General features: G+C 39.2%; 15 protein-coding genes, 5 tRNA genes and 1 CRISPR repeat array (1 of these 21 cut by a window edge). Of the genes, 11 read left to right on the top strand and 9 right to left on the bottom strand.

Annotated features, from left to right (window positions below; genetic code table 11):
• Window positions 1-1,223: a CRISPR direct-repeat array (repeat unit 28 nt; unit sequence GTTATCCATCGCATAGATGGTTTAGAAA) (it extends 905 nt beyond the left edge of the window).
• A gap of 64 nt (window positions 1,224-1,287) precedes the next feature.
• Window positions 1,288-1,791: a hypothetical protein gene (locus tag FHK89_RS06950; protein WP_230658465.1), complete on the bottom strand. Its 504-nt coding sequence runs from the start codon at window positions 1,789-1,791 to the stop codon at window positions 1,288-1,290.
• A gap of 862 nt (window positions 1,792-2,653) precedes the next feature.
• Between FHK89_RS06950 and FHK89_RS06945 the strand changes: the two genes are divergently transcribed.
• From FHK89_RS06945 to FHK89_RS06910, 8 genes are all read left to right on the top strand, one after another.
• Window positions 2,654-2,739 (top strand) — tRNA-Tyr (locus FHK89_RS06945).
• Window positions 2,740-2,814: 75 nt separating this feature from the next.
• Window positions 2,815-2,899 (top strand) — tRNA-Leu (locus FHK89_RS06940).
• Window positions 2,900-2,990: 91 nt separating this feature from the next.
• Window positions 2,991-3,076: transfer RNA gene (locus tag FHK89_RS06935), tRNA-Tyr, on the top strand.
• Window positions 3,077-3,163: 87 nt separating this feature from the next.
• Window positions 3,164-3,248: transfer RNA gene (locus FHK89_RS06930), tRNA-Leu, on the top strand.
• A 1-nt stretch (window position 3,249) separates the two neighbouring features.
• Window positions 3,250-3,334: transfer RNA gene (locus tag FHK89_RS06925), tRNA-Leu, on the top strand.
• Window positions 3,335-3,519: 185 nt separating this feature from the next.
• Window positions 3,520-4,554: a hypothetical protein gene (locus tag FHK89_RS06920; protein ID WP_230658463.1), complete on the top strand. Its 1,035-nt coding sequence runs from the start codon at window positions 3,520-3,522 to the stop codon at window positions 4,552-4,554.
• A 198-nt stretch (window positions 4,555-4,752) separates the two neighbouring features.
• Window positions 4,753-6,027 (top strand): tryptophan synthase subunit beta, encoded by a 1,275-nt coding sequence (gene trpB / locus FHK89_RS06915; protein ID WP_230658460.1) that lies wholly within the window; start codon window positions 4,753-4,755, stop codon window positions 6,025-6,027.
• A 122-nt stretch (window positions 6,028-6,149) separates the two neighbouring features.
• Complete coding sequence (locus FHK89_RS06910) at window positions 6,150-7,505, top strand: outer membrane protein transport protein (protein ID WP_230658458.1); 1,356 nt, start codon at window positions 6,150-6,152, stop codon at window positions 7,503-7,505.
• A gap of 381 nt (window positions 7,506-7,886) precedes the next feature.
• On the opposite strand, the gene FHK89_RS06905 is transcribed toward FHK89_RS06910, so the two are convergent.
• Together FHK89_RS06905 and FHK89_RS06900 are read right to left on the bottom strand one after the other, a co-directional pair.
• Complete coding sequence (locus tag FHK89_RS06905; RefSeq protein WP_230658455.1) at window positions 7,887-9,212, bottom strand: D-arabinono-1,4-lactone oxidase; 1,326 nt, start codon at window positions 9,210-9,212, stop codon at window positions 7,887-7,889.
• Entirely contained in the window at window positions 9,200-10,387 is a 1,188-nt protein-coding gene (locus tag FHK89_RS06900; RefSeq protein ID WP_230658452.1) for an alanine racemase, read from the bottom strand. The genes FHK89_RS06905 and FHK89_RS06900 overlap by 13 nt, the downstream gene beginning before the upstream one ends.
• Window positions 10,388-10,837: 450 nt before the next feature.
• On the opposite strand from FHK89_RS06900, the gene nemA reads away from it, so the two are divergent.
• Window positions 10,838-11,935, top strand: a complete 1,098-nt coding sequence (gene nemA, locus FHK89_RS06895) for an N-ethylmaleimide reductase (protein WP_230658449.1) — start codon at window positions 10,838-10,840, stop codon at window positions 11,933-11,935.
• A 75-nt stretch (window positions 11,936-12,010) separates the two neighbouring features.
• On the opposite strand, the gene FHK89_RS06890 is transcribed toward nemA, so the two are convergent.
• Both FHK89_RS06890 and FHK89_RS06885 read right to left on the bottom strand, forming a co-directional pair.
• Window positions 12,011-12,754 carry an HD domain-containing protein gene (locus FHK89_RS06890; protein WP_230658445.1) on the bottom strand — a complete coding sequence of 248 codons (744 nt, stop codon included), beginning with the start codon at window positions 12,752-12,754 and terminating at the stop codon, window positions 12,011-12,013.
• Between the two features lie 3 nt (window positions 12,755-12,757).
• Window positions 12,758-13,678, bottom strand: a complete 921-nt coding sequence (locus FHK89_RS06885; RefSeq protein WP_230658442.1) for a hydrogen peroxide-inducible genes activator — start codon at window positions 13,676-13,678, stop codon at window positions 12,758-12,760.
• Between the two features lie 310 nt (window positions 13,679-13,988).
• Between FHK89_RS06885 and ahpC the strand changes: the two genes are divergently transcribed.
• Window positions 13,989-14,555 (top strand): alkyl hydroperoxide reductase subunit C, encoded by a 567-nt coding sequence (gene ahpC / locus FHK89_RS06880; RefSeq protein WP_230658439.1) that lies wholly within the window; start codon window positions 13,989-13,991, stop codon window positions 14,553-14,555.
• Between the two features lie 180 nt (window positions 14,556-14,735).
• Here ahpC and FHK89_RS06875 read toward each other — a convergent pair whose 3' ends face one another.
• Entirely contained in the window at window positions 14,736-15,983 is a 1,248-nt protein-coding gene (locus FHK89_RS06875; RefSeq protein WP_230658437.1) for a toxic anion resistance protein, read from the bottom strand.
• Between the two features lie 261 nt (window positions 15,984-16,244).
• Between FHK89_RS06875 and FHK89_RS06870 the strand changes: the two genes are divergently transcribed.
• Entirely contained in the window at window positions 16,245-16,949 is a 705-nt protein-coding gene (locus FHK89_RS06870; protein ID WP_230658434.1) for a hypothetical protein, read from the top strand.
• 205 nt (window positions 16,950-17,154) lie between these two features.
• Here the strand turns inward: FHK89_RS06870 and infC are convergent, their stop codons facing one another.
• The 3 genes from infC to thrS are packed head-to-tail and all read right to left on the bottom strand — an operon-like array spanning window position 17,155 to window position 20,154.
• Window positions 17,155-17,658, bottom strand: coding sequence for a translation initiation factor IF-3 (gene infC, locus FHK89_RS06865; RefSeq protein WP_230658431.1), 504 nt, complete (start codon window positions 17,656-17,658; stop codon window positions 17,155-17,157).
• A 54-nt stretch (window positions 17,659-17,712) separates the two neighbouring features.
• Window positions 17,713-18,165, bottom strand: a complete 453-nt coding sequence (locus tag FHK89_RS06860) for a hypothetical protein (RefSeq protein ID WP_230658428.1) — start codon at window positions 18,163-18,165, stop codon at window positions 17,713-17,715.
• Between the two features lie 48 nt (window positions 18,166-18,213).
• The gene (gene thrS / locus FHK89_RS06855; RefSeq protein WP_230658425.1) at window positions 18,214-20,154 is read right to left on the bottom strand and encodes a threonine--tRNA ligase; all 1,941 of its coding nucleotides are present in this window, start codon (window positions 20,152-20,154) and stop codon (window positions 18,214-18,216) included.
• Window positions 20,155-21,106 lie beyond the last annotated feature (952 nt).

The raw sequence follows: 21,106 nt of genomic DNA, 5'->3' as shown, positions 1-21,106 counted from the left end.
CCATCGCATAGATGGTTTAGAAAAACGACTTTTTACTGGCTTTCCGTCATCTTCAGTTATCCATCGCATAGATGGTTTAGAAAGAACTTGCCATAGAGAGCATTAAAAAGGTACGGTTATCCATCGCATAGATGGTTTAGAAATGCTGCATTAAGCTGGGTGTGGTCAATGGTTAGTTATCCATCGCATAGATGGTTTAGAAAAGGAACATATCTTCCGAGCGAAGATTTTTTGAGTTATCCATCGCATAGATGGTTTAGAAAACCTGCTGGACACAGATGAGGTTTTCTTATAGGTTATCCATCGCATAGATGGTTTAGAAAGCCGAAAGCTGATAAGTTAGCCAGTTTGTTTGGTTATCCATCGCATAGATGGTTTAGAAAGCTCGTATTAATATATGAAAAAAATCCGTGGTGTTATCCATCGCATAGATGGTTTAGAAATCGGTATTTGAATACATTATGATATAATGTATGTTATCCATCGCATAGATGGTTTAGAAAAGTTTGGGTGCCAGGGGTTGCCCCCGTTACTGGTTATCCATCGCATAGATGGTTTAGAAAGTTGGGATGACTGTGGACAATCGCTTGTATCTGTTATCCATCGCATAGATGGTTTAGAAATCTATAGCTATTATACCCTTTTTTTTAATATGGTTATCCATCGCATAGATGGTTTAGAAATTCAGATGCCAGTTGTTTTAACTGCCCTGGCAGTTATCCATCGCATAGATGGTTTAGAAATGATAACAGCTTTCGATTTGAATTTTTTATGCGTTATCCATCGCATAGATGGTTTAGAAAACAGCCCGAAGTATTGCAAAATTTTGTTGGAAGTTATCCATCGCATAGATGGTTTAGAAAAGTAAAATCAGCACCAGATAGGTCAGCACCAGGTTATCCATCGCATAGATGGTTTAGAAAAATCCAGCCACCTCCCCCCTCGATGCTCTCTAGTTATCCATCGCATAGATGGTTTAGAAATGATATTAGTGTAAATCGTCCGGACTGGGAGCGTTATCCATCGCATAGATGGTTTAGAAAAACAAGGCAAGGTTTGCTGACAAAATAGGCGTGTTATCCATCGCATAGATGGTTTAGAAAAATCCACGGTAATCAAACTTGGTATGTATCACGTTATCCATCGCATAGATGGTTTAGAAATTTGTGCTGTTGGACGTTATCAAGCAACTGTGGTTATCCATCGCATAGATGGTTTAGAAATCGCCAAAGGGTAGTAACGAAATTATATTTAAGGTTATCTTCATAGCATGATTGGTGTTTTGCTTTAGCTATCAAAGCTATCTTTTATATCACTCCAATTTCGTGAGAAGTCATTAGTAATAGAAGAGTTCTCTGGAAAATAAAACTTATTATCTTTGCGAAAGAAGACGATATCATAAGTAGGTGAAGTTAAAATACAATCAGATTTATCTATATCCATAAATATAGATAAAAATTTAAACAGCTCTGTAACATCTATTATTTCTTCATATCCTGGAAAATAGTTCATGCTTATAAAGAGACAAGGGTATACTTCAAAATCAACAATACCAAATTCTGGAGCGTCGTAACTATAGGGTGTCTCCGAAAGGCAGCCATTGCTCTCATAAGTATCTATACTCGCAGTCATGTACTTTGTTTTTAAGCTTATTCCATCTGAATATCTTTCATGATTTTCAATTTTTTCATATCTTTCAATAGATAAGTAACTATGATTATTCGCTAAGATATCTAAAATAGACGAATATGTGAATGCTTTGGTATTCATTTTAAAATATAACTCATTCATATCAATATCCTATTTTTTAATGTATATGTTTGTGATTTGACCGTCTTTTATGCTTTTATGGCAATGACTTCATTTTAATGAGCTACCAGAAATATTTGGATTGTTAGCCATATATTGTTTAAGCTGTGTTGCGTAAGTTCCTATTTAACATTGCTGACAAGTCAAAACGATAAATTTGACATCACATTTTTAAAAACTTATACTTTGGCAAAATTTTAACAATTACACCATCAATAAAGTTATCAATAAAACCATTAATTATGACACAAACTAATCACAGCACTTACTTACCATTAGGTTATCTGGGTTATTTATACCCAAGATACCGTGGTTCGTTTGTGCCTAAAAATTAGTAAAATTTGCCTTACTGATTAGAATAGCAAAAGCGAGCCATTGGGCTCGTTTTTTTTATGCCTGCTATTTTTAATTAGGGTCTGTTGAACATTCAACTTTCATGGGATATATGTACGTGAGGCGGGTAGTATTAATTAATTTTTATAATAAATTAATTTAAATAAATTTAAAAAAGTTGTTGACTTCTAAAATTCTATGTCTATAATGACAACCATATTATTAACACTCATTAAATTACCGCTTTGATAAGCGTGAGAGAATATTATGTTACACAGTATTAAACAGTCTTATTTAGCAAACAGCTTAGTAACTGGCTTACTGAGCAATGCTTTATATCTGGGTAACTTATATTCAAGCTATTTAGTTTACTCAAAATACCATGGCTTATCTGTGCAAAAGTCTCAGCGTAATTGCTGAAAACTAATTTGCAACCAGATGAGCCGAAAGGCTCTTTTTTTATGCCTATTATTTATTGATTTTCATTATTTTTTATAAAACAGCAAAACATGGCGAAGTGGCAGAGTTGGTCGAATGCACCGGACTGTAAATCTGGCTCCCAAAGACACGTTGGTTCAAATCCAACCTTCGCCACCATTTTCTGATAGCGTTTTATCGTATTCAGTTGCGGTGAATAACATCGTTATCACCGTAGTGATTTAATCTAAAACCGCTCCCATGGTGAAATAGGTAAACACAGCAGACTTAAAATCTGCCGCCTTCGGGCTTCCCAGTTCGAGTCTGGGCAAGAGCACCATTTTATATAGTGATTAAAAGCTAGACAATTAGCAGGTTAGATAATTACGACAATGATATAACTATACATCTACACAGTATTAAAAACTTATGGCGAAGTGGCAGAGTTGGTCGAATGCACCGGACTGTAAATCTGGCTCCGAAAGACACGTTGGTTCAAATCCAACCTTCGCCACCATTTTTTGATAGATTTTATACGGCGTTTTTATCGTATTAAGTTGCAGTGAATAACATCGTTATCACAGTAGTGATTTAATCTAAAACTGCTCCCATGGTGAAACAGGTAAACACAGCAGACTTAAAATCTGCCGCCTTCGGGCTTCCCAGTTCGACTCTGGGTGGGAGCACCACGCTCTTGTGGCGAAATTGGTAAACGCAGTGGACTAAGAATCCATGGCCTAATGGCCTCCCAGTTCGAGTCTGGGCAAGAGCACCATTTTTTATAAGTAGATAGTCAATCTATTTAGATGTAAATATTAAATTTTCTTTTATATCAATCACTTATTCCTTTTTTGTCTTTTGTCGTGTGATAGTAGTACAATATCTGCTATGCTGTTTGATAATATTTAGCTATATATCAAATTGTCACCTAACAAATTCAAAATAAGGAAAATAGCTCTCATGCCACCCATCAAAACATTACTTGCCATACTGATTGCCAGTAGTTTAACCGCTTGTACGACTCAAACATCTGTATCAACATCGCCAACATCAGCCACGACTACACAAACAGCCAGTCAATCTCAATCTAAGACACAAAATGACGATAACCATATCCAAGTTGTTTTTTTAAACAAAGATGCGAGCATCAAACTACTGGCAACAACTGATGATTATATCGAGGCTTTAAGCCCATTTGATTGGCAAGCTAAATTCAAAAGTGAGCGTCCACTGACTCAGCAAGAGTTGCAAAACTATTATGCAAAAGCAGTTGTAAATTGGGATACTGCTTCTAAACAAAAAGTAATGACGGCTGTTGAAGTGCTACAACGAAAAATTGCAGATATGCATTTAAATATGCCTGCTAATTTAAAATTTGTGTTGACGAATGGCCTGGTTGAGGCAGGGGCAGCTTATACCAGAGATGACTATATTGTGTTAACCACAAACTTTCTAACCATGCCGCAAGCTGATATTAATCACTTGGTGGCACATGAATTTTCTCATGTGTATTCTCGTTATAACCGCAATCAACGTGATAAGTTGTATGCCACAGTTAATTTCAAAAAAATACCACCACTGGATTTGCCGTCTGAGCTAAATGCATTACGTATTACCAACCCCGATTCACCACAAATTCATTATGGAATAGACTTAGATTATCAAGGCAAAGTTTATACCTTTGTGCCATTATCTTTGAGTGCTGAACCGTATGATGTCGCAACGAACTTGCCATTCTTTGCCTATCTTAACGACGGATTATTGGCTGTCGAAACAGTGAATGGCAAATCAAAACCTGTCTATGTCAATAACCAGCCATTGTTCGTTGCGCAAGAAGATACCAACTATTTGGCACGTGTTCAGCCCAACGCTGACTATATGAATGACCCTGAAGAAGTGTTGGCAGAGAATTTTTCAAATTGGGTGGTGGATAATCCATTAAAGCATCAAGAGCCTGTCGATAAATTGTTGGCGACCATGAAAACAATTCGCTAAAAAACGTATCTTTGAGAAACTCGCTTAATCTACTCATGCTAGTAAACAAACTCTGTCAACGTCACTTGACCTAAGATGATGGATAACTTAGAATGAGTTTCAGTATACTAGAACACGAATACATAGATTTGTCTTTCATTTTACTTTCCATTTAGCAATATAGTGGTTGGTTTATGACTAAAATACCTGAGGTTGATTATGACAACAGCAAATAACTCTAACTCTCATACTGTAAATAAAACTCAAGATACCCCCCAAAAAACCTGCGATAAGTATGGATTGCATCAATCCATTTTACCCAGTGATGAGGGGTTATATGGTGAATATGGTGGTAAGATTGAGCACCCAGAGCTTGCCCGTGCCATGAATGAGATAGAAGTAGGCTTTCGTAAAATTATCAAAAGTGATGATTTTATCAATGAAATGCAACGCTTGCGTGAGACCTATGTGGGTAGACCCAGTCCTATTTATCATGCCCGACGATTGAGTGAGCAGGGTGGTGGGGCCCAGATTTACTTTAAACGTGAAGATTTAAATCATACAGGGGCACATAAAATTAATCACTGTCTTGGTGAGGTACTATTAGCAAAAAAACTGGGTAAAACCAAAGTCATTGCCGAAACTGGAGCAGGGCAGCATGGCGTCGCATTGGCAACAGCCGCAGCGTTGATGGGTCTCGAATGTGAAATTCACATGGGGGTGGTCGATATCAAAAAAGAGCACCCCAATGTGAGCCGTATGAAAATCTTGGGTGCTAATATTGTACCTGTGTCACAAGGAGCAGGGACGTTAAAAGAGGCAGTAGACAGTGCTTTTGAGAGTTATTTGGGTCAGGTAGACAGCAGCTTATTTGCCATTGGTTCTGCTCTAGGACCAGCACCATATCCTGAAATGGTCAGCTATTTTCAATCAGTAGTTGGACACGAGGCCCGTGAGCAATTTTTAGCGACAACAGGAAAGCTACCAAATAAAGTCGTGGCGTGTGTGGGCGGGGGCTCGAATGCTATTGGTATATTTAGTGGATTTTTAGCAGATGAGTGTGTGGAGTTGGTAGGGGTGGAACCTGCTGGTGAAGGGCTTGATACGCCTAATCATGCCGCTACAATGAGCAAGGGGGTTAAAGGGGCTATACATGGTTTTAAATGTTATGTCTTACTGGATGAGAATGGCGAGCCTGCACCTGTACACTCAATTGCATCTGGATTGGATTATCCTGGTGTTGGACCACAACATTCACTATTAAAAGATAAACAATTAGCGAGTTATGAGTCAGTGACAGATGCTGAATGTCTGGACGCATTTATGACATTATCACGCCTTGAAGGCATTATTCCTGCACTGGAGTCTGCACACGCCATTGCCTATGCCATGAAGATTGCTAAGACAATGTCTGCTGATGATAGTATCTTAGTTAATCTATCAGGACGTGGTGATAAAGACATAGATTTTGTTTTGAGTAAAGTAGATTTATAGTATCAAGATTGACAAAAGAGAATAATAGCGGTTTAATCAAGATTAAGTTTTTGATTAAGCCGTTTTTTTAGTATACAGATTAATAGAATCAAATTTCTGCTAACTGACAAAAGGAACTTGTTATGAAAAAGAATATGTTAGCCAAACACATCTCTGTTGTTCTTGGTGGTTGTGTCGGCATTGTGGGTATCAGCCACGCTGCGGGGCTAGAATATACCAAGCAATCGGTTGCCCCATTATTTGAAGAGGGTAACTATGCTGAGCTGTCTTATGCTTATGTGGATCCAAAGATGGAAGGTAAGGATGTCGCTGGTAATCGTATTGACGATGTGATGGATGATTTTGATTTATCAGGAGCAGCGGTAAAAATTGCACCCACAGCCGATACAGCGTTGGCATTGATATATGAAGAGCCTTTTGGTGTTGATACCATTTATCCAAAAGGCAGTATTTTTCATAATGAGATAGGGGCAACCGAAGCCCGAGTGCGTAATAAAAGCCTAACTTTATTAGGCAAAGGAAATGTGACTGATAATTTCTCTATTTATGGTGGTTTAGAGTATCAAACCATTAAAGGTCATATTACAGGAGCACAGCCCGTTGGATTTAATGTAGCAGTTTCTCAAGTTGTTAATCAGGTAGGTGCGAAGTTTGGTATCAATACAGTCGAGGACTACCAAAAACTGGTTGCTAAACAGCAAAATAATAGCTTATCTGTGCCAGAACAACAAATTTTGCAAGCCATTAATGGTTTAGCCGCACAGTTAGCACCTGCACCCACGCTTTATTCTCTAGATTTTGAAGATGACCATACCTTTGTACCAGTGGTCGGTATGGCGTATGAAAAACCAGAAATTGCCTTGCGTGCGGCAGTGACCTATCGTGCGCCAGCCACTTATCAAATGTCAGGAAAAGAAAACCTGCAAGTTGTTATACCAGTAGCATTGGGAGGCGATGGTGTGACTCCGACACCAGCAGAGGCAGGATTGCCTATGGCTGGTAAAACAGAGGTTAAATTTCCGCAGTCTGTTAATTTAGACTTTCAAACAGGTTTAAGTGAAAAGCATCAATTGCTTGGTATGGTGAATGCACGTTGGGTAAATTGGAGTAAGTTTGAAGTGAGTCCCCCACTTGCCACACAAGCGACACAAGAGCCATTAGCAAGCTACCCAGAAGATGGTTATTCTGTTGAAGTAGCCTTGGGCAAAAAGTTTACCCCTCAGCTTTCTGGTGAAGTGCGTTTAGGTTATGACCACGGCACAGGTACACCACTGACTCTACTAGGACCTTATGGAGCAGTAAAAACAGCAGGTATTGGTGCAAAATACCAGTTTAATAAAAATTTAAGCGTGTCAGCAGGTGGCCAGTATATGTGGCTTGATGGTGGTGATATTGAAACCAAAGCCGATGGCAAAGTGGCGACCATTGATGATGGGTCAGGTTACGCATTGGGCATGAAGGTAGGCTATCATTTTTAATAGATAGGAAATGGCTTTCCAGCCCTCTTCTTATTTTAAGGGGAGGATTTGGGGGGAGTTCTATAAAGGCTTATCATTTTAAAATGATAAGCCTTTTTTATGCTTTGCCTATTTTGATGCTTTCTTTTTATGGTCTGTTAAGTTGTCGCATTGAGATATTTAAATTTAGGTATTGAATATTTAGGGTCTGTTGAACATTCATCTTCATAGGAAAAATTGAGAAAAATTTGACTTAGTCAAGGCAATGAACGTAGGTAATATCTGGATATTAACAAGTTCATTAACGCAGAATAAGGCAAATTTAGCCAATTTTTACATGAAAGTAAAAAGGAGCTGTATCCTTGTAGATATTAGCCTTACGGGGTGAAAGTTCAACAGACCCTAAGTGCTTAAAAATTTTTGTGCTAACCACTCATTGATAAAGACATTGTGTGGGTCATATTGTTGGCGTAGTGCCAAAAATTTTGGCAAATCAGGGTATAAGTCCAATAATTCCTGATGACTGAGTTTATTGACCTTGCCCCAGTGAGGTCGCCCTTGCCACTGTGCCATTTGTTCTTTGACCCAATTAAAAAATGGTTCACTATCAATGCCTTTATACACATGAAAAGAAAGCACCACGCTGTCATTGCCTTGGGTTGGGCTTAAAAATCCTGTTTCGGCTTTATGCGAGCGTACCTCAATGGGGAAGTGTGAGCCTTTGGTATCCTCAAGCAAAGCCTCATTGATGTGACTGATACAGGCAGCAAAGTCGCTTAATTTAATAAAATATTCCGACTCATTAAACCGTACCCCTCGTGGCTTGGGGAACACCTCGTAACTATAGCCCTCTCGGATGGTATTGGGGATATTATCAGCAGAAAGCTGACTGACCGATTTAGTGTATTTAGGATTTTTACGTGCCAGCTCAGAAGCCAAATAAAACGCCCCGTTTAATACTACTTTACTTTCTATTTTATCCTTAAATTTTTGCCATTCACTCATAGGTTTGGGCTCAATAATGCTGAGTGTTTTTTGTTGGAGTTTATTGGTACCAGGGAATAAAAACCATTCCATGTGTCGATTGGCACGCATCGCATCATCAAATAGCGCCAACCCTGTGTCAAAGTCAAAGACGGCACTTTCTTCTCGCAGTCCGTATAAATCTACCACTTTTAGGGTCAAACGCGTAAAGATGCCAAGCATCCCCATATTAATATGTAAGGCGTTGGATAGCTCATCATCTCCGCGTCGATGCTGATGCAAATTACCGAGTCCATCGACCCATTCCCAAGCGACAATTTGGCTAGATACTGAGCCAAGGGTGATACCTGTACCATGTGTGCCAGTACTGATAGAGCCTGCCACAGTTTGGTTTTGTATATCGCCCATATTTTCCATAGCAAAGCCATGTTCACGCAATAAGTCGCCCATCTCATAAAGATAAGTCCCTGCAAACACAGTCACTTCTTTATTGATGCTATCAACACTATCAATACCCCGTAGATGGTGCAAACTTACGGCAATCTCTTCAGGTCGTGCGCAGCCATTAAAAGAATGTCCTGCACCAGTTACCCGTACCCGTTTGTTATTTTTGACCGCATTTTTGACGATATCTTGTAAGGCTGCAATCGACTCAGGCGTGAGTTTTTGCTCAGGGGTAGCGGTCACATAGCCGACCCAATTTTGCCAATGGGGTGAGTTTTGCCACTGCTTTAATGAAAACATTGTCCATCTCCTCGGTAGGTGGTTATACTTCCTTGTGTTTGGTGTTGATTGTCAATCTTACGATAGGTAATCAGCTCATTAAAATGCTCACATAATTCCCCTGCTTTGGCATGGCGACACCATACATAATCACCAATACCAACGCTGAGTTTGCCAGTGGCTTGCATTGGAGTTTGTACTTCGCCATAGCCTTCATCTTTAAGGATACTCAAATTATCTGGATAGACAATCTGCGGTACTTTGTCTGCTCCCATTGCCCCTGATGCCACAAATCCGCCACTATGACAGGTAATCACTTTTGGCTCAGGTTGCCGAGTGACAGGCAATACAAAGCCTGCCGATGGGGTAAAGTTTGTCATGCTGTCCATATAGCTAAATAGAGCAGGGTAGTAATAGGCAGAGCCAACCGTAATTTCGGTGATTTCAGGTTGCAGGCAGGTAAACGCCATACTGCCACTACCGCCCCCATTAACTAGCGTCAGTGGGTGGTTATTTTTATTGAGCCAATACGCTATTTTTTGCCGACGTTTACTGACTTGTTTTTTTGATAATGCCTTTAAGGCACGAATGGCAGGGGCAAGTTTTGCTTTATCAGGTAGGGTTTCGGGCAGTCCTGCGATTTGTCCTTCATACCCCATCATCGCTGTTAGCTTGCTGTGTTTAAATTTCTTAGTTTGTTTGAGTAGTTTTTTGATATCACTGATATTAAATAGTGATGAACGCTTGGTACCAAAGTACAGCTTTGGCAGAGGCATCGACATATTAATATCTAAACACACTTGTAGGGTTTGATTGTGTTGGCGTCCAATCTCTTCAAGCAGTTGCCATTGCTCAAAACTATCAACCATCCAAATCATGGTTGCACCGTTTTGACAATAAGGTAGGGTTTTGATAATACCTGCACGGTCAAAGGTTGGATAGGCACACAGTACATTATCAAAACCATTGCCAAGCAAATAAGCGGACTCTTGGGCGCAAAAGCTCATGATACCAATAAAGTTTGGCGTTTTTGCTTGGATATATTTTAAGACATCTATTGAGCGTATGGATTTAGAAGCAATGCGTAGATTGATATTGCTGGTCATCTGGTTGACCTGATGGATATTGGCATCTAATCCATCAAGGTTAAGCCATGCTGACGGGGCATAAGGTGGGGTAATATGAGCAAAGTCCATATTGCAGTCCTTTTTATATTCTGCGGATTAACTTGTCAACGTTATTTTATATCCTACCAGACAAAGCAATACGATGGAAAATGAGAATGAATTTTAATCATATTTTGGTAGTGTTCTAAAAAGTATGCTACCCCCTCCCTAACCCTCCCCCAAAGGTGGAGGGAACTGTTCCCCCTCCCACTGGGAGGGGGCTAGGGGGAGGGCTGATATGGTAATTTATTAAAAATACCCACAGCATACTTTTTGAAACACCACCCATATTTTATAAGCAAAAAATATAAAACAGGAGATACTAAAAAAGCAGTAAATAGCGTAAAGGTGTTTTTGTTTGTAAATATACCTTGATAAATCATAGGTATATAGCCATGTTTGAGATATTCAATTTAATATCGTCAAATCAATACTTTCTATAATAGTTAAGGTAAAACAACATTTAAGTAAGGTAAAACCATGGCACACGACATTTTATTTCAACCTCTAAAAATGGGTAAGCAAACCCTAAAAAATCGTATTTTTATGGCACCATTAACCCGACTACGTGCCATTGAGCCTCAGGATATGCCCAATATCTTATCAGCAGAATATTACGCACAGCGGGCTGGTGCAGGGTTAATCATTACCGAAGCGACGCAGATGTCTGAGCAAGCCAAAGGCTCAGCGGGTGCACCTGCTTTATATACCGATGAGCATATTACCGCTTGGAAAGTCATTACCGATGCAGTACATGCCAAAGGGGGTAAAATCGTAGTGCAGTTATGGCATACTGGTTTGGTGTCGCATAAAAGCGTTCAGCCTAATCGCCAAGCTCCCATCTCTGCCTCTGCCGTTGATGTGGGTGCACGTACCTCATTGCGAGACAATGATAATCAGATGATTCGAGTTGATGCCACCCCGCCACGCCCTGCCAGTAAGGAGGATATTAAACAAGTCATTAGTGATTATGCGCATGCGGCAAAATGTGCCAAAAAGGCAGGTTTTGATGGTGTAGAAATACATGGCGCACATGGTTATTTGCTCAGTCAGTTTTGGGTTAAGCAGACCAACAAGCGTGATGATGACTATGGTGGCAGTCGTGAAAACCGAGCCAGATTAATGCTTGAAGTCATTGATGCTTGTGTGCAGGCGTGGGACGCTGAGCATATTGGTATTCGTCTATCACCTTGGGGCAAATTTAATGAAGTCGATGCAGGCTATGAAGTTGAGGATAATATCTGGTTGATTGAGCAGATTAATAAACGAGGCTTGATGTACTTGCATATCTCTGAGCCTGATTGGGCAGGGGGTAAACCTTATACCGATGAATTTCGTCAAAAAATTCGCGATGCTTTTGATAATTTGATAATTTGTGCTGGTGATTATGATACCGACAAGGCAGAAAAAAATATGCAGGCAGGTTATATTGATGCAGTCGCCTTTGGACGCAGTTATCTTGCCAATCCTGACCTTGCTGAGCGTATCCAACAAGATGCCCCGCTAAATGAGCCTCGTGCAGAGCTGTTTTATGGTGGTGGCGTAGAGGGTTATACTGATTATCCGTTTATGGATTAAGTTTATGTAATATGTAAAAAGGTTTAACTGATATCAGTAGATAAAACAGTAAATAAAAGATAGGCAGGACAAACATCACATGGATGCTAATAACTGCATCTCTTGATTGATGTTTTGTCTTGCCTGTTGCTCATGGGACTGGCGATAACTTGAGGTAAAATATAAGTAAGGCTTGGAGAGCAAGCGTTGTAAAACTTGTTTTCGACCTTGCTGATATTGAGTGGACTCTATTTGTATATACTCAAGACGTACCGCTTTGGCATAAGCCTCATACTGCCCCCAAGGCATACCAAGAATGGCTAAATCCATGTCCAAAAATAATGCAGCATCGACTTTAAACTGCTGTATGCTTGAATATAAAACTGCCTCAGTTTTATCATCTATTTGTGGTATTTCTAGCGAATGTTTAGCGGTTATTTGTGGTATTTCTAGCGAATGTTTAGCGGTCATCTCTATTAAACTCACCACTACCTGTATCTGCTGTGGGCTTAGCAGATGAGCAAAGTTATCAGCAAAAAACTGTGCACTTTGATGCTCATTATCTTTGCGTAATGGCTCATAAATGATGTCATGATAATAAATCGCTAATGCCACCATATCTGCATCAATAAGCTGACTTTGATATTTTTGCCACTCATTTAATAAAAATGCAACGTGTCTTAAGGTATGATAGTGACGATGTGGGGCATTATAGTATTCACTGATAATCTGCCACTGAGCATATCGTCTATCTTTAGACAAATTTGGTGCATAGCGGCTGATTAGCTGATCAAAATGAGTTTGTAAAGAAGTACTTAGCTTCTCAGCTGGGCTGAACATGAGCTACTGGTTTTGTTTGTGCTTGGAGTGATGTGTTAGTAAAGACTGGCGGAATAAATCTCCCAATAATTTCACATCATCAACTCGAGCATAGTTTAACCGAGTGACAAAGGCGATACGGCGATGGGGTCCTGGTTCACTCAGTGGAATGGTGGTGATATCTGGACTTTGTTCTTGTACTTGATTTACTGCCATTTCTGGAATTAATGTTGTACCCATTCCTGCAAGTGACATTTGGATTAAGGTATTCAAGCTGGCATCAGCAAAGCTAGACTTCATTGCATCATGGTCAAAGTGACAGACAGATAAGGCTTGATCAGTTAAGCAATGACCTTCACCAAGTAGCATCAAATTGGCATCACTTAGCTCAGCCGATGAGATGACACTCAAATGAGCGTGAGGATCTTCACTGGGGAATACGGCAAAAAAGTCCTCTGACCAAAACTCAAATGTATGTAGCCCATCAACTTGATAGGGTAGGGCGATGATGGCAGTATCGATATGGCCATAACGTACTTTTTCCAGTAGACGCTCGGTTTGTTTTTCTACCAAAGTAATTTGAAAATCGGGGTATTGCTGTTTGAGGTCTGGCAATACTTTTGGCAGTAAATAAGGTGCAATGGTTGGGATAATACCAATGGTCATCGGATACGCAAGTGGTGTTTGATGACTATGTGCCCGCGCTGTTAAATCATTAATTTCAGAAAAAATACGTCTGGCACGTAGTAATAAGTCTTCACCAATGGGGGTGATTAAAACTTGTTTGTTATTACGTTCAAATATTTGTGTATCAAGCTGTTTTTCCAGCTCTGCAATCCCTAAACTCAAAGCAGACTGTGAAATATTACAATCTTCGGCTGCTCGTTTAAAATGACGATGTTTGGCGACGGCTAAAGCAAATTCTAGTTGACGTAAAGTGATCATCAGTGTTCTCTTATAATTATTCAAAATAGAAGGCAAAAAGGTTTATAAGTAAATAGTTTAGTAAACTAATGATACCATTTCAGCGGTTAAAATACTGAATATCTGTCAGTCTATTTGTTCATATATACCCTAAAAATAGTTGTATCTGTAGTAGTGTGTATCATTATATTGTATTAATAAAACAAAATATCAGATTAAAAACTTTAAAATTCACTAATTATAAAATTCCGGTATAGTAGGTGTTGTCGATTAAGAGAACACATTCACAATTAACCACAACACAATCAACCACAATAACAAGGAGTCTTAAATGGCTGCAATTATCAATCAAGAAATTCCTGAATTTAGCACTGAAGCTTTTGTCAATGGTGAATTCAAAACCATCACTTCAGAAGACGTAAAAGGTGGCTGGGCTATCTTTATGTTCTACCCACATGACTTTACTTTTGTTTGCCCAACTGAGCTTGAAGACATGGCAAACCATTATGAAGAGCTAAAAGCTCTAGGCGTAGAAGTGTATGCTGTATCAACTGATACCCACTTTGTGCACAAAGCATGGCATGATTCTTCAGAAGCCATTGGTAAAGTAACTTACCCAATGCTTGGTGATGGTACTGGTAAAATCACTCGTGGCTTTAACATCATGATTGAAGAAGACAATGCTGCCCTACGTGGTACATTCCTCGTAGATCCTGATGGTATCATTAAAGTGGCAGAAATCCATGACCTAGGCATCGGTCGTTCTGCTAAAGACATGGTTCGCAAAGTGAAAGCTGCTCAATATGTTCGTGACAATGATGGTGAAGTTTGCCCAGCCGCTTGGGAACAAGGTAGCAAAACTCTAAAACCAAGCCTAGACTTAGTTGGTAAAATCTAAGTAACGAATATAAACTTTATAAAGTTGCATGATTTGGTTCATAGTTAATATGAACACAAGCAAATATAAAAAAGCCCCATCGAATAATTTTGATGGGGCTTTTCTTTTGTAATGACCGTTGTTTAATAAATTAAAAGCCTAGATAGCCAAACATATTATGCGGTTATTATCGCAAAATTTTTACAGCTCAATATCGACCACATTACCAGATTTATTGGCAATTTTTTTTGCATCGATTTCCTTTGATACTTCAAGAACCGTAGTTTGATTGGTTTTATCAAGATATTTTTGTGCTTTATCCACTTCCACCGTTAATGTATTCACAGTTTGTTTCATATTATCGAGTGCTTGTATCTTATAAGTACTGATCATATCCATGGTTTCATAGACGTTATTAAACGCATTTTGTAGCTTATCAAGCTCAATGGTGCTAGAAGTCGCCTGCTCATGAATTTCAGCCGATTGGCGTTTCATCATCGCTGAAGTTGATTCAATTAAACTACTGGTGGTTTTATTTAGCGCAGTGATTTGATCAAGAACCAGTTTTTGATTGGTCATCGCTTGTGCGACCACCACAGCTGTACGCAAGGCAGAAACCGTGGTGGTTGTCGCTCTATCAACCCCTTTGATAAGTTCAAGGTTATTTTTGCGGATAGTATCTAACGCCAAATAACCTTGCACATTCACCGCCAACTGAGTTAAAAAATCCGTATTTTTTTGGCGCACATAAAACAGCATCTCTTCTTTGATAATGCGGGCTTTTTCGGGATCGGTGGCCTCGATTTGATACACTTTTTGCTCTAGTTGCTCATCAATTTTTTTGCCTACATAAATATATTGCCGAATCGACTGCATTAAATTCCACATATTGACTTTTTCTTGCTCAATCATCGCATTGTCTTTGAGCAGTTCATCTTTGCCATTATACAAACTGGTTACCACAGCATTAATATGTGATTGTGCTGACTCATATTGGCGGAAATAATCTTGTACTTTATTACCAAAAGGAATAATACCAAATAGTTTACGTGAGCTGGTCAGCTCTTTTTTACTCGGATCTAAATCCTCCACGATACCACGTAGCTCAGTGAGTGACTTAGCGATGGGGGAATTATCAAATAGGCTTTTGTCTAAGCTTTTGGCGGGTAAATCTAGCATACGATTAGATACTTGTGCCGACTCTCGAATTTCTTGATTACCTAGATTATGAATGGTCTGCACATTTTGCTTAAACTCATCACTCTGCACAGGATTGGTGATGACATGATTCACGAAAGCATCGACTTTGGCATCTAGCTCAGGGATTTGGCTTTTATCCAGTGTTACCATTTGATCTGCTTCACTGGTCGGTACTTCTTTGACTGGCTCAGGTGGGGTTAAGCTGATGGTTGATGAATTAGTATTTTCAGGAGGCGTTAATTCTTGCATAAATTTATCCTTATTGTATTAATAGTGGTCATGAACCAATAGTTAGATCTATATGAAATAAGATTGTATCATAGGAAAGATAAAGGGATGAATAGCTCATATTTTTGTTACTTAATTAAACACCTTCTTATATCTGTTTTCTTTTTTAATAGTATTTTAAGATTCATTACATTAAACTAATGGATATAGAAGCTACTTATTTATTGTATTTAGTAATCTATTAAACTATTAATCTTACATTCATATTAAAGGATATAGGTCATGAAAATTCTAAAAATTGGTTTAATTGTTGCGGGTACTTCAATCTTATTAACAGCTTGTGGTGGTGATGGTAGTGACAAAAATAACTATAGTGAGGTGACCCGATATCCTGTTGCCGATACATTTGAAAAGATATATTCAAATTTCAGTCATTATACTTTATATGCTCAAGGAAAGGACTATAAAGGTTGGAAGATGATGGTAACAACACAACCAGGAAAACAATACTTTATCAATGGTAAAAATTATTTAACAGTAAGTACAATAACTGAGTCTGAGGTGGATGGTATATCCACCGGACGCACAGAAGTGGAAGGATTTGTTACCACTAATCCGTTTGAAATTGTTAGTGATCCACTCCCAAGAAAAAACCATTATAAAAATGTGGTTGATAGTCATGCATTTTTACCAAAGATAGCAAATCTTGATCAATCAGGTGACTTTTTTACTTCCTCTACTTATGATCCCAAAGGTGTAAAAGTACAGGAGACAAGACGTACTTGGTATTTACATAAAGTATCTTATAATCGCGCCAATCTTTGTACAAAAACAGTAATAACAAGTGTTAAAAAAGCAGGCTTAGAGCGTGATAAGACAGCAACGGTGTGTTATGAAATTGATAAAGATGGCTCAATTTATAGATTACAAGTTACAGTCATTACTGCTGTTGATGGAGAGTTACAAGTAGTCAATTTTGAGAGCTAGGTTTAAACAGCTATGGTTTATTAATGTTAACCTTAAGTTGATTGTTTACCTTGAGTTATTTTAGGATGGTATAAAAATAAAAAGCCATGCTTGTTACAAGCATGGCTTTTTAAATAGTATAACTAAATAAACCTTTACTCTCATAGTGAATCGTCATACGGCGCTAGCTGGACTAGATAGTTTTTATACTAGCCATCTAGCCATATTATTTCTTACGAGTAGGGCCTAACAGCATGCCCATTTGCCGACCTTCCATTTTAGGAGGTTGCTCAACATTGGCAATCTCAGCGGTATCCTCAATGATACGCTCAAGTTGCTGACGCCCAATATCTTGGTGCGCCATTTCACGCCCACGGAAGCGAATGGTGACCTTTACCTTATCTTGGTCTTCCAAAAAGCTGATGATTTTACGCAATTTCACCTGATAATCTGCCTCTTCGGTACTCGGACGCAGCTTCATCTCTTTTAATTGCGTTTGCTTTTGATTTTTCTTCGCTTCTTTGGCTTTTTGTTTTTGGTCGTACAAATAACGTTTGTAGTCCATGATTTTGCACACAGGCGGTTTAGCATCAGGTACTAATTCGACCAAATCCAGATTATCATCACGAGCCGCTTTACGCGCAGTCTCTATATCGACCACGCCCATTTGTTCGCCGTCTTCTTTTACTAGACGAACTTCTTTTAGCTGAATCTCTTCGTTGATGTTCAAACGGTTTGACTGTTTAATAGCTCTTACTCCTTATTAAGAAAAATAAAATAAAACTCATTCAAAATCTTCAAAACTCTCTAGGTTACTAAAATCCTCGAATGAAACAACGTACATATCATTATCATCAGCATACTTAAATAAGCTCTGAACATGAGGATAAAAATCCACACCAAACCAATCAGGTTTTTCACCTTCTTGTTCAGCGATATAGTTTTTCGCTTCCTCATTAAATGATTTCCACTCAATCTCACGCATTGATTTTAATGTTTGTTTGATAGCCTCGCTATCGTATATGTGACAGTTTTGACTTGAAGGTTTCAAAAAATAGTAGTCTATATAAGCATGAAACATACTAATGGTAAAATCATGAGCATGAACATCGCAGAGTACAGCAGACTTGATACCTTCACGTTCAGTGTATTCAATTTTATCACTTAACGAAAGTGATAAAAACTCTTCAACTTTTTCAGGTTTTATAGCGACAAAATCAGTATCCGCATTTTTCATTTTATTTTCTCTAAATTATCGTTATAGCAACATCTTATGCAGAGTACTTTAAGTATTGATGATATTTTTAGCATCAACCAACCGTCCCTTTTGAGCAATGGCTTGCTCTACTAACTTAATAAAGTCACTTGTAGACATCACGCCAAGGTTTTCTCCCTCACGGGTACGCACATTGACCTGTCCAGACTCGACTTCCTTATCCCCCAATACTAGCATATAGGGGATACGTTCTAACGTTCTTTCTCGTATCTTAAATCCAATTTTTTCATTACGCAAGTCACTAATGGCACGCAGACCTGCATTTTTTAGCTCAGCGACCACATTTTCGCAGACTTCGGCTTGTTTATCCGTGATATTCATCACCACCACCTGTTGCGGGGCAAGCCACACAGGCATCCAACCAGCATAATGCTCAATCAACATCCCCAAAAAGCGTTCAAACGAGCCTAAAATAGCACGGTGTAGCATAATTGGCGTTTCACGATGGCCTTCTTCACTGACAAATTCAGCCTCTAATCGCTCAGGCATATTTGGATCAACCTGAATCGTACCACATTGCCACACCCGACCTAAACAATCTCGTAAACTAAACTCAATTTTCGGGCCATAAAATGCCCCTTCACCCGGCAAATATTCCCAATCCAGTCCCGAGCTGTCTAACGCATCTGCCAATGCCTTCTCAGCAATGTCCCATGACTCATCGCTTCCCACTCGTTTTTCTGGGCGAGTGGATAGTTTCATCTCAATATCAGTAAAACCAAAATCATCATATACCGCAAGCGTTAACTTAATAAACTCAGCCACTTCCTGTTGAATTTGTGCTTGCGTACAAAAAATATGTGCATCATCTTGAGTAAACCCACGCACCCGCATGAGTCCATGCAACGAACCCGATGGCTCATTACGATGACACGAACCAAATTCTGCCAAACGCAAAGGCAAATCACGGTATGATTTTAAGCCTTGATTAAATACCTGCACATGGCAAGGGCAATTCATTGGTTTAATCGCATAATCACGATTTTCTGAGTTAGTCGTAAACATATTGGTCGCATAATTGCCCCAATGTCCCGACTTTTCCCACAAACTACGATCCACAATTTGCGGTGTCTTAATCTCTTGATAACCATGGTTACGCTGCACTTTACGCATATACTGCTCAAGTACCTGATAAATCGTCCAACCATTTGGGTGCCAAAACACCATTCCCGGTGCTTGTTCCTGCATATGAAACAGATTTAACGCCTTACCAATCTTACGATGATCCCGTTTTTCGGCTTCCTCAATACGCTGAATATACGCCTTTAACTGCTTCTTATCCGCCCAAGCCGTGCCATAAATACGTTGCAACTGCTCATTTTTAGCATCACCACGCCAATACGCACCGCTCATTTTGGTCAGCTTAAACACCTTCAAAAAGCGCGTATTCGGCACATGCGGCCCACGACACATATCCACATACTCTTGATGATGATACAACCCAAACTCTTTTTCCTCAGGCATATCATTAATCAACTGTAGCTTATAACTCTCATTACGACGCTCAAAAATCTCAATCGCCTCATCACGAGGGGTCATCTTCTTAACCACATCATAATTTTGATTAATCAGCTCCATCATTCGCTTTTCGATGGCTTCCATGTGCTCAGGCGTAAACGGCGTCTCACTATAAATGTCATAATAAAAGCCATCCTCAATCACAGGACCAATCACCATCTTCACCTCAGGATACAATTGCTTCACCGCATGACCGAGCAAATGAGCACAAGAATGGCGAATAATATCCACCCCATCATCATCCTTAGGCGTCACAATCTCAACCGACGCATCCTCAGTAATCGGATCGCAGGCATCAACCAGCTTGCTATTGACACGCCCAGCCACCGTAGCCTTAGCCAAACCCGCACCGATACTCTCAGCAACCTGCATCACCGAAGTTGCACCCTCAAACTCTTTCACACTACCATCAGGCAAAGTAATTGCGACCATAATCTTATATCCAAACAATAAACAAATAATATTTATATCACTATTATATAGTAAAAAATAGATAGTAAAAAAAGCCAACGTACCCCGCTGACCCTAACATATCCCCATTATAAACTATTATTAGTAGCAAATCCTGCTATCCGCTCATATCTACTCAGCTAGGCGGGGCGAGGGCACGAGCTGAGACATTACTGTTGCCTCGACACTGTCTCAGCCACTAGCCCTCGCACCCCGCCCAGCCGAGTAGGATAACCGCTACTATCAGGGCTAAAAAGCCTTACTTAAACCGACCAACACTTTAATAGAAGTTATTGCAACAGAGTATTCTAAAGTAAAGTAATAACATCAAAGTATTCCCATGCTATTCTCAATTTTATTTTTTAAAGTTATATATAACCCCTCCCAAACCCTCCCCTTAAGTTAAGGGGAGGGCTTAAAAGCCAATTCCTCCTACTTTTCAAAGGGGAGGTTAGGAGGGGGTGATAAGTTGAGAGTGGTTGTAGTGTAATCATTACTATTAAAAGCTAAGCCATCCAAGAACCTCTCAAAAATTATTTTTGCAAAAGCCCTTGACCTCTTTAAAAAACTGTATATAATACGCAGCCTGTTAAGAGGGAAGGCTAGCTTGAGGAATTGAGTTAGTGGATATTTGAAGTTGGGTGGAGATATTCAGAGATGAATAAAAACAATCAACTAAAAATAAAGTAAAAAAACTTCTTGACACTGAGGAAGATTAGCGTATAATACGCACCTCATCGGGACAAGCTAAACACTTTTAAATAAATAAAGAAGTTTGGATTGAAACGAAGGAAAAAGAATTGAAAAAAAGCTTGACAGATATTAAAAAGATGATATACTGAATGGCTCACTAAATAAGATAACTACTCTAAATATGAGTACTTCAAATTGAAGTTAAAACTATCTTAGTTTAGGCATAACATACAATGGACGA

The organism is Psychrobacter sp. I-STPA10 (genome assembly GCF_021012795.1).
GTDB lineage: Bacteria > Pseudomonadota > Gammaproteobacteria > Pseudomonadales > Moraxellaceae > Psychrobacter.
This window is presented reverse-complemented; position numbering and strand designations above follow the sequence as displayed.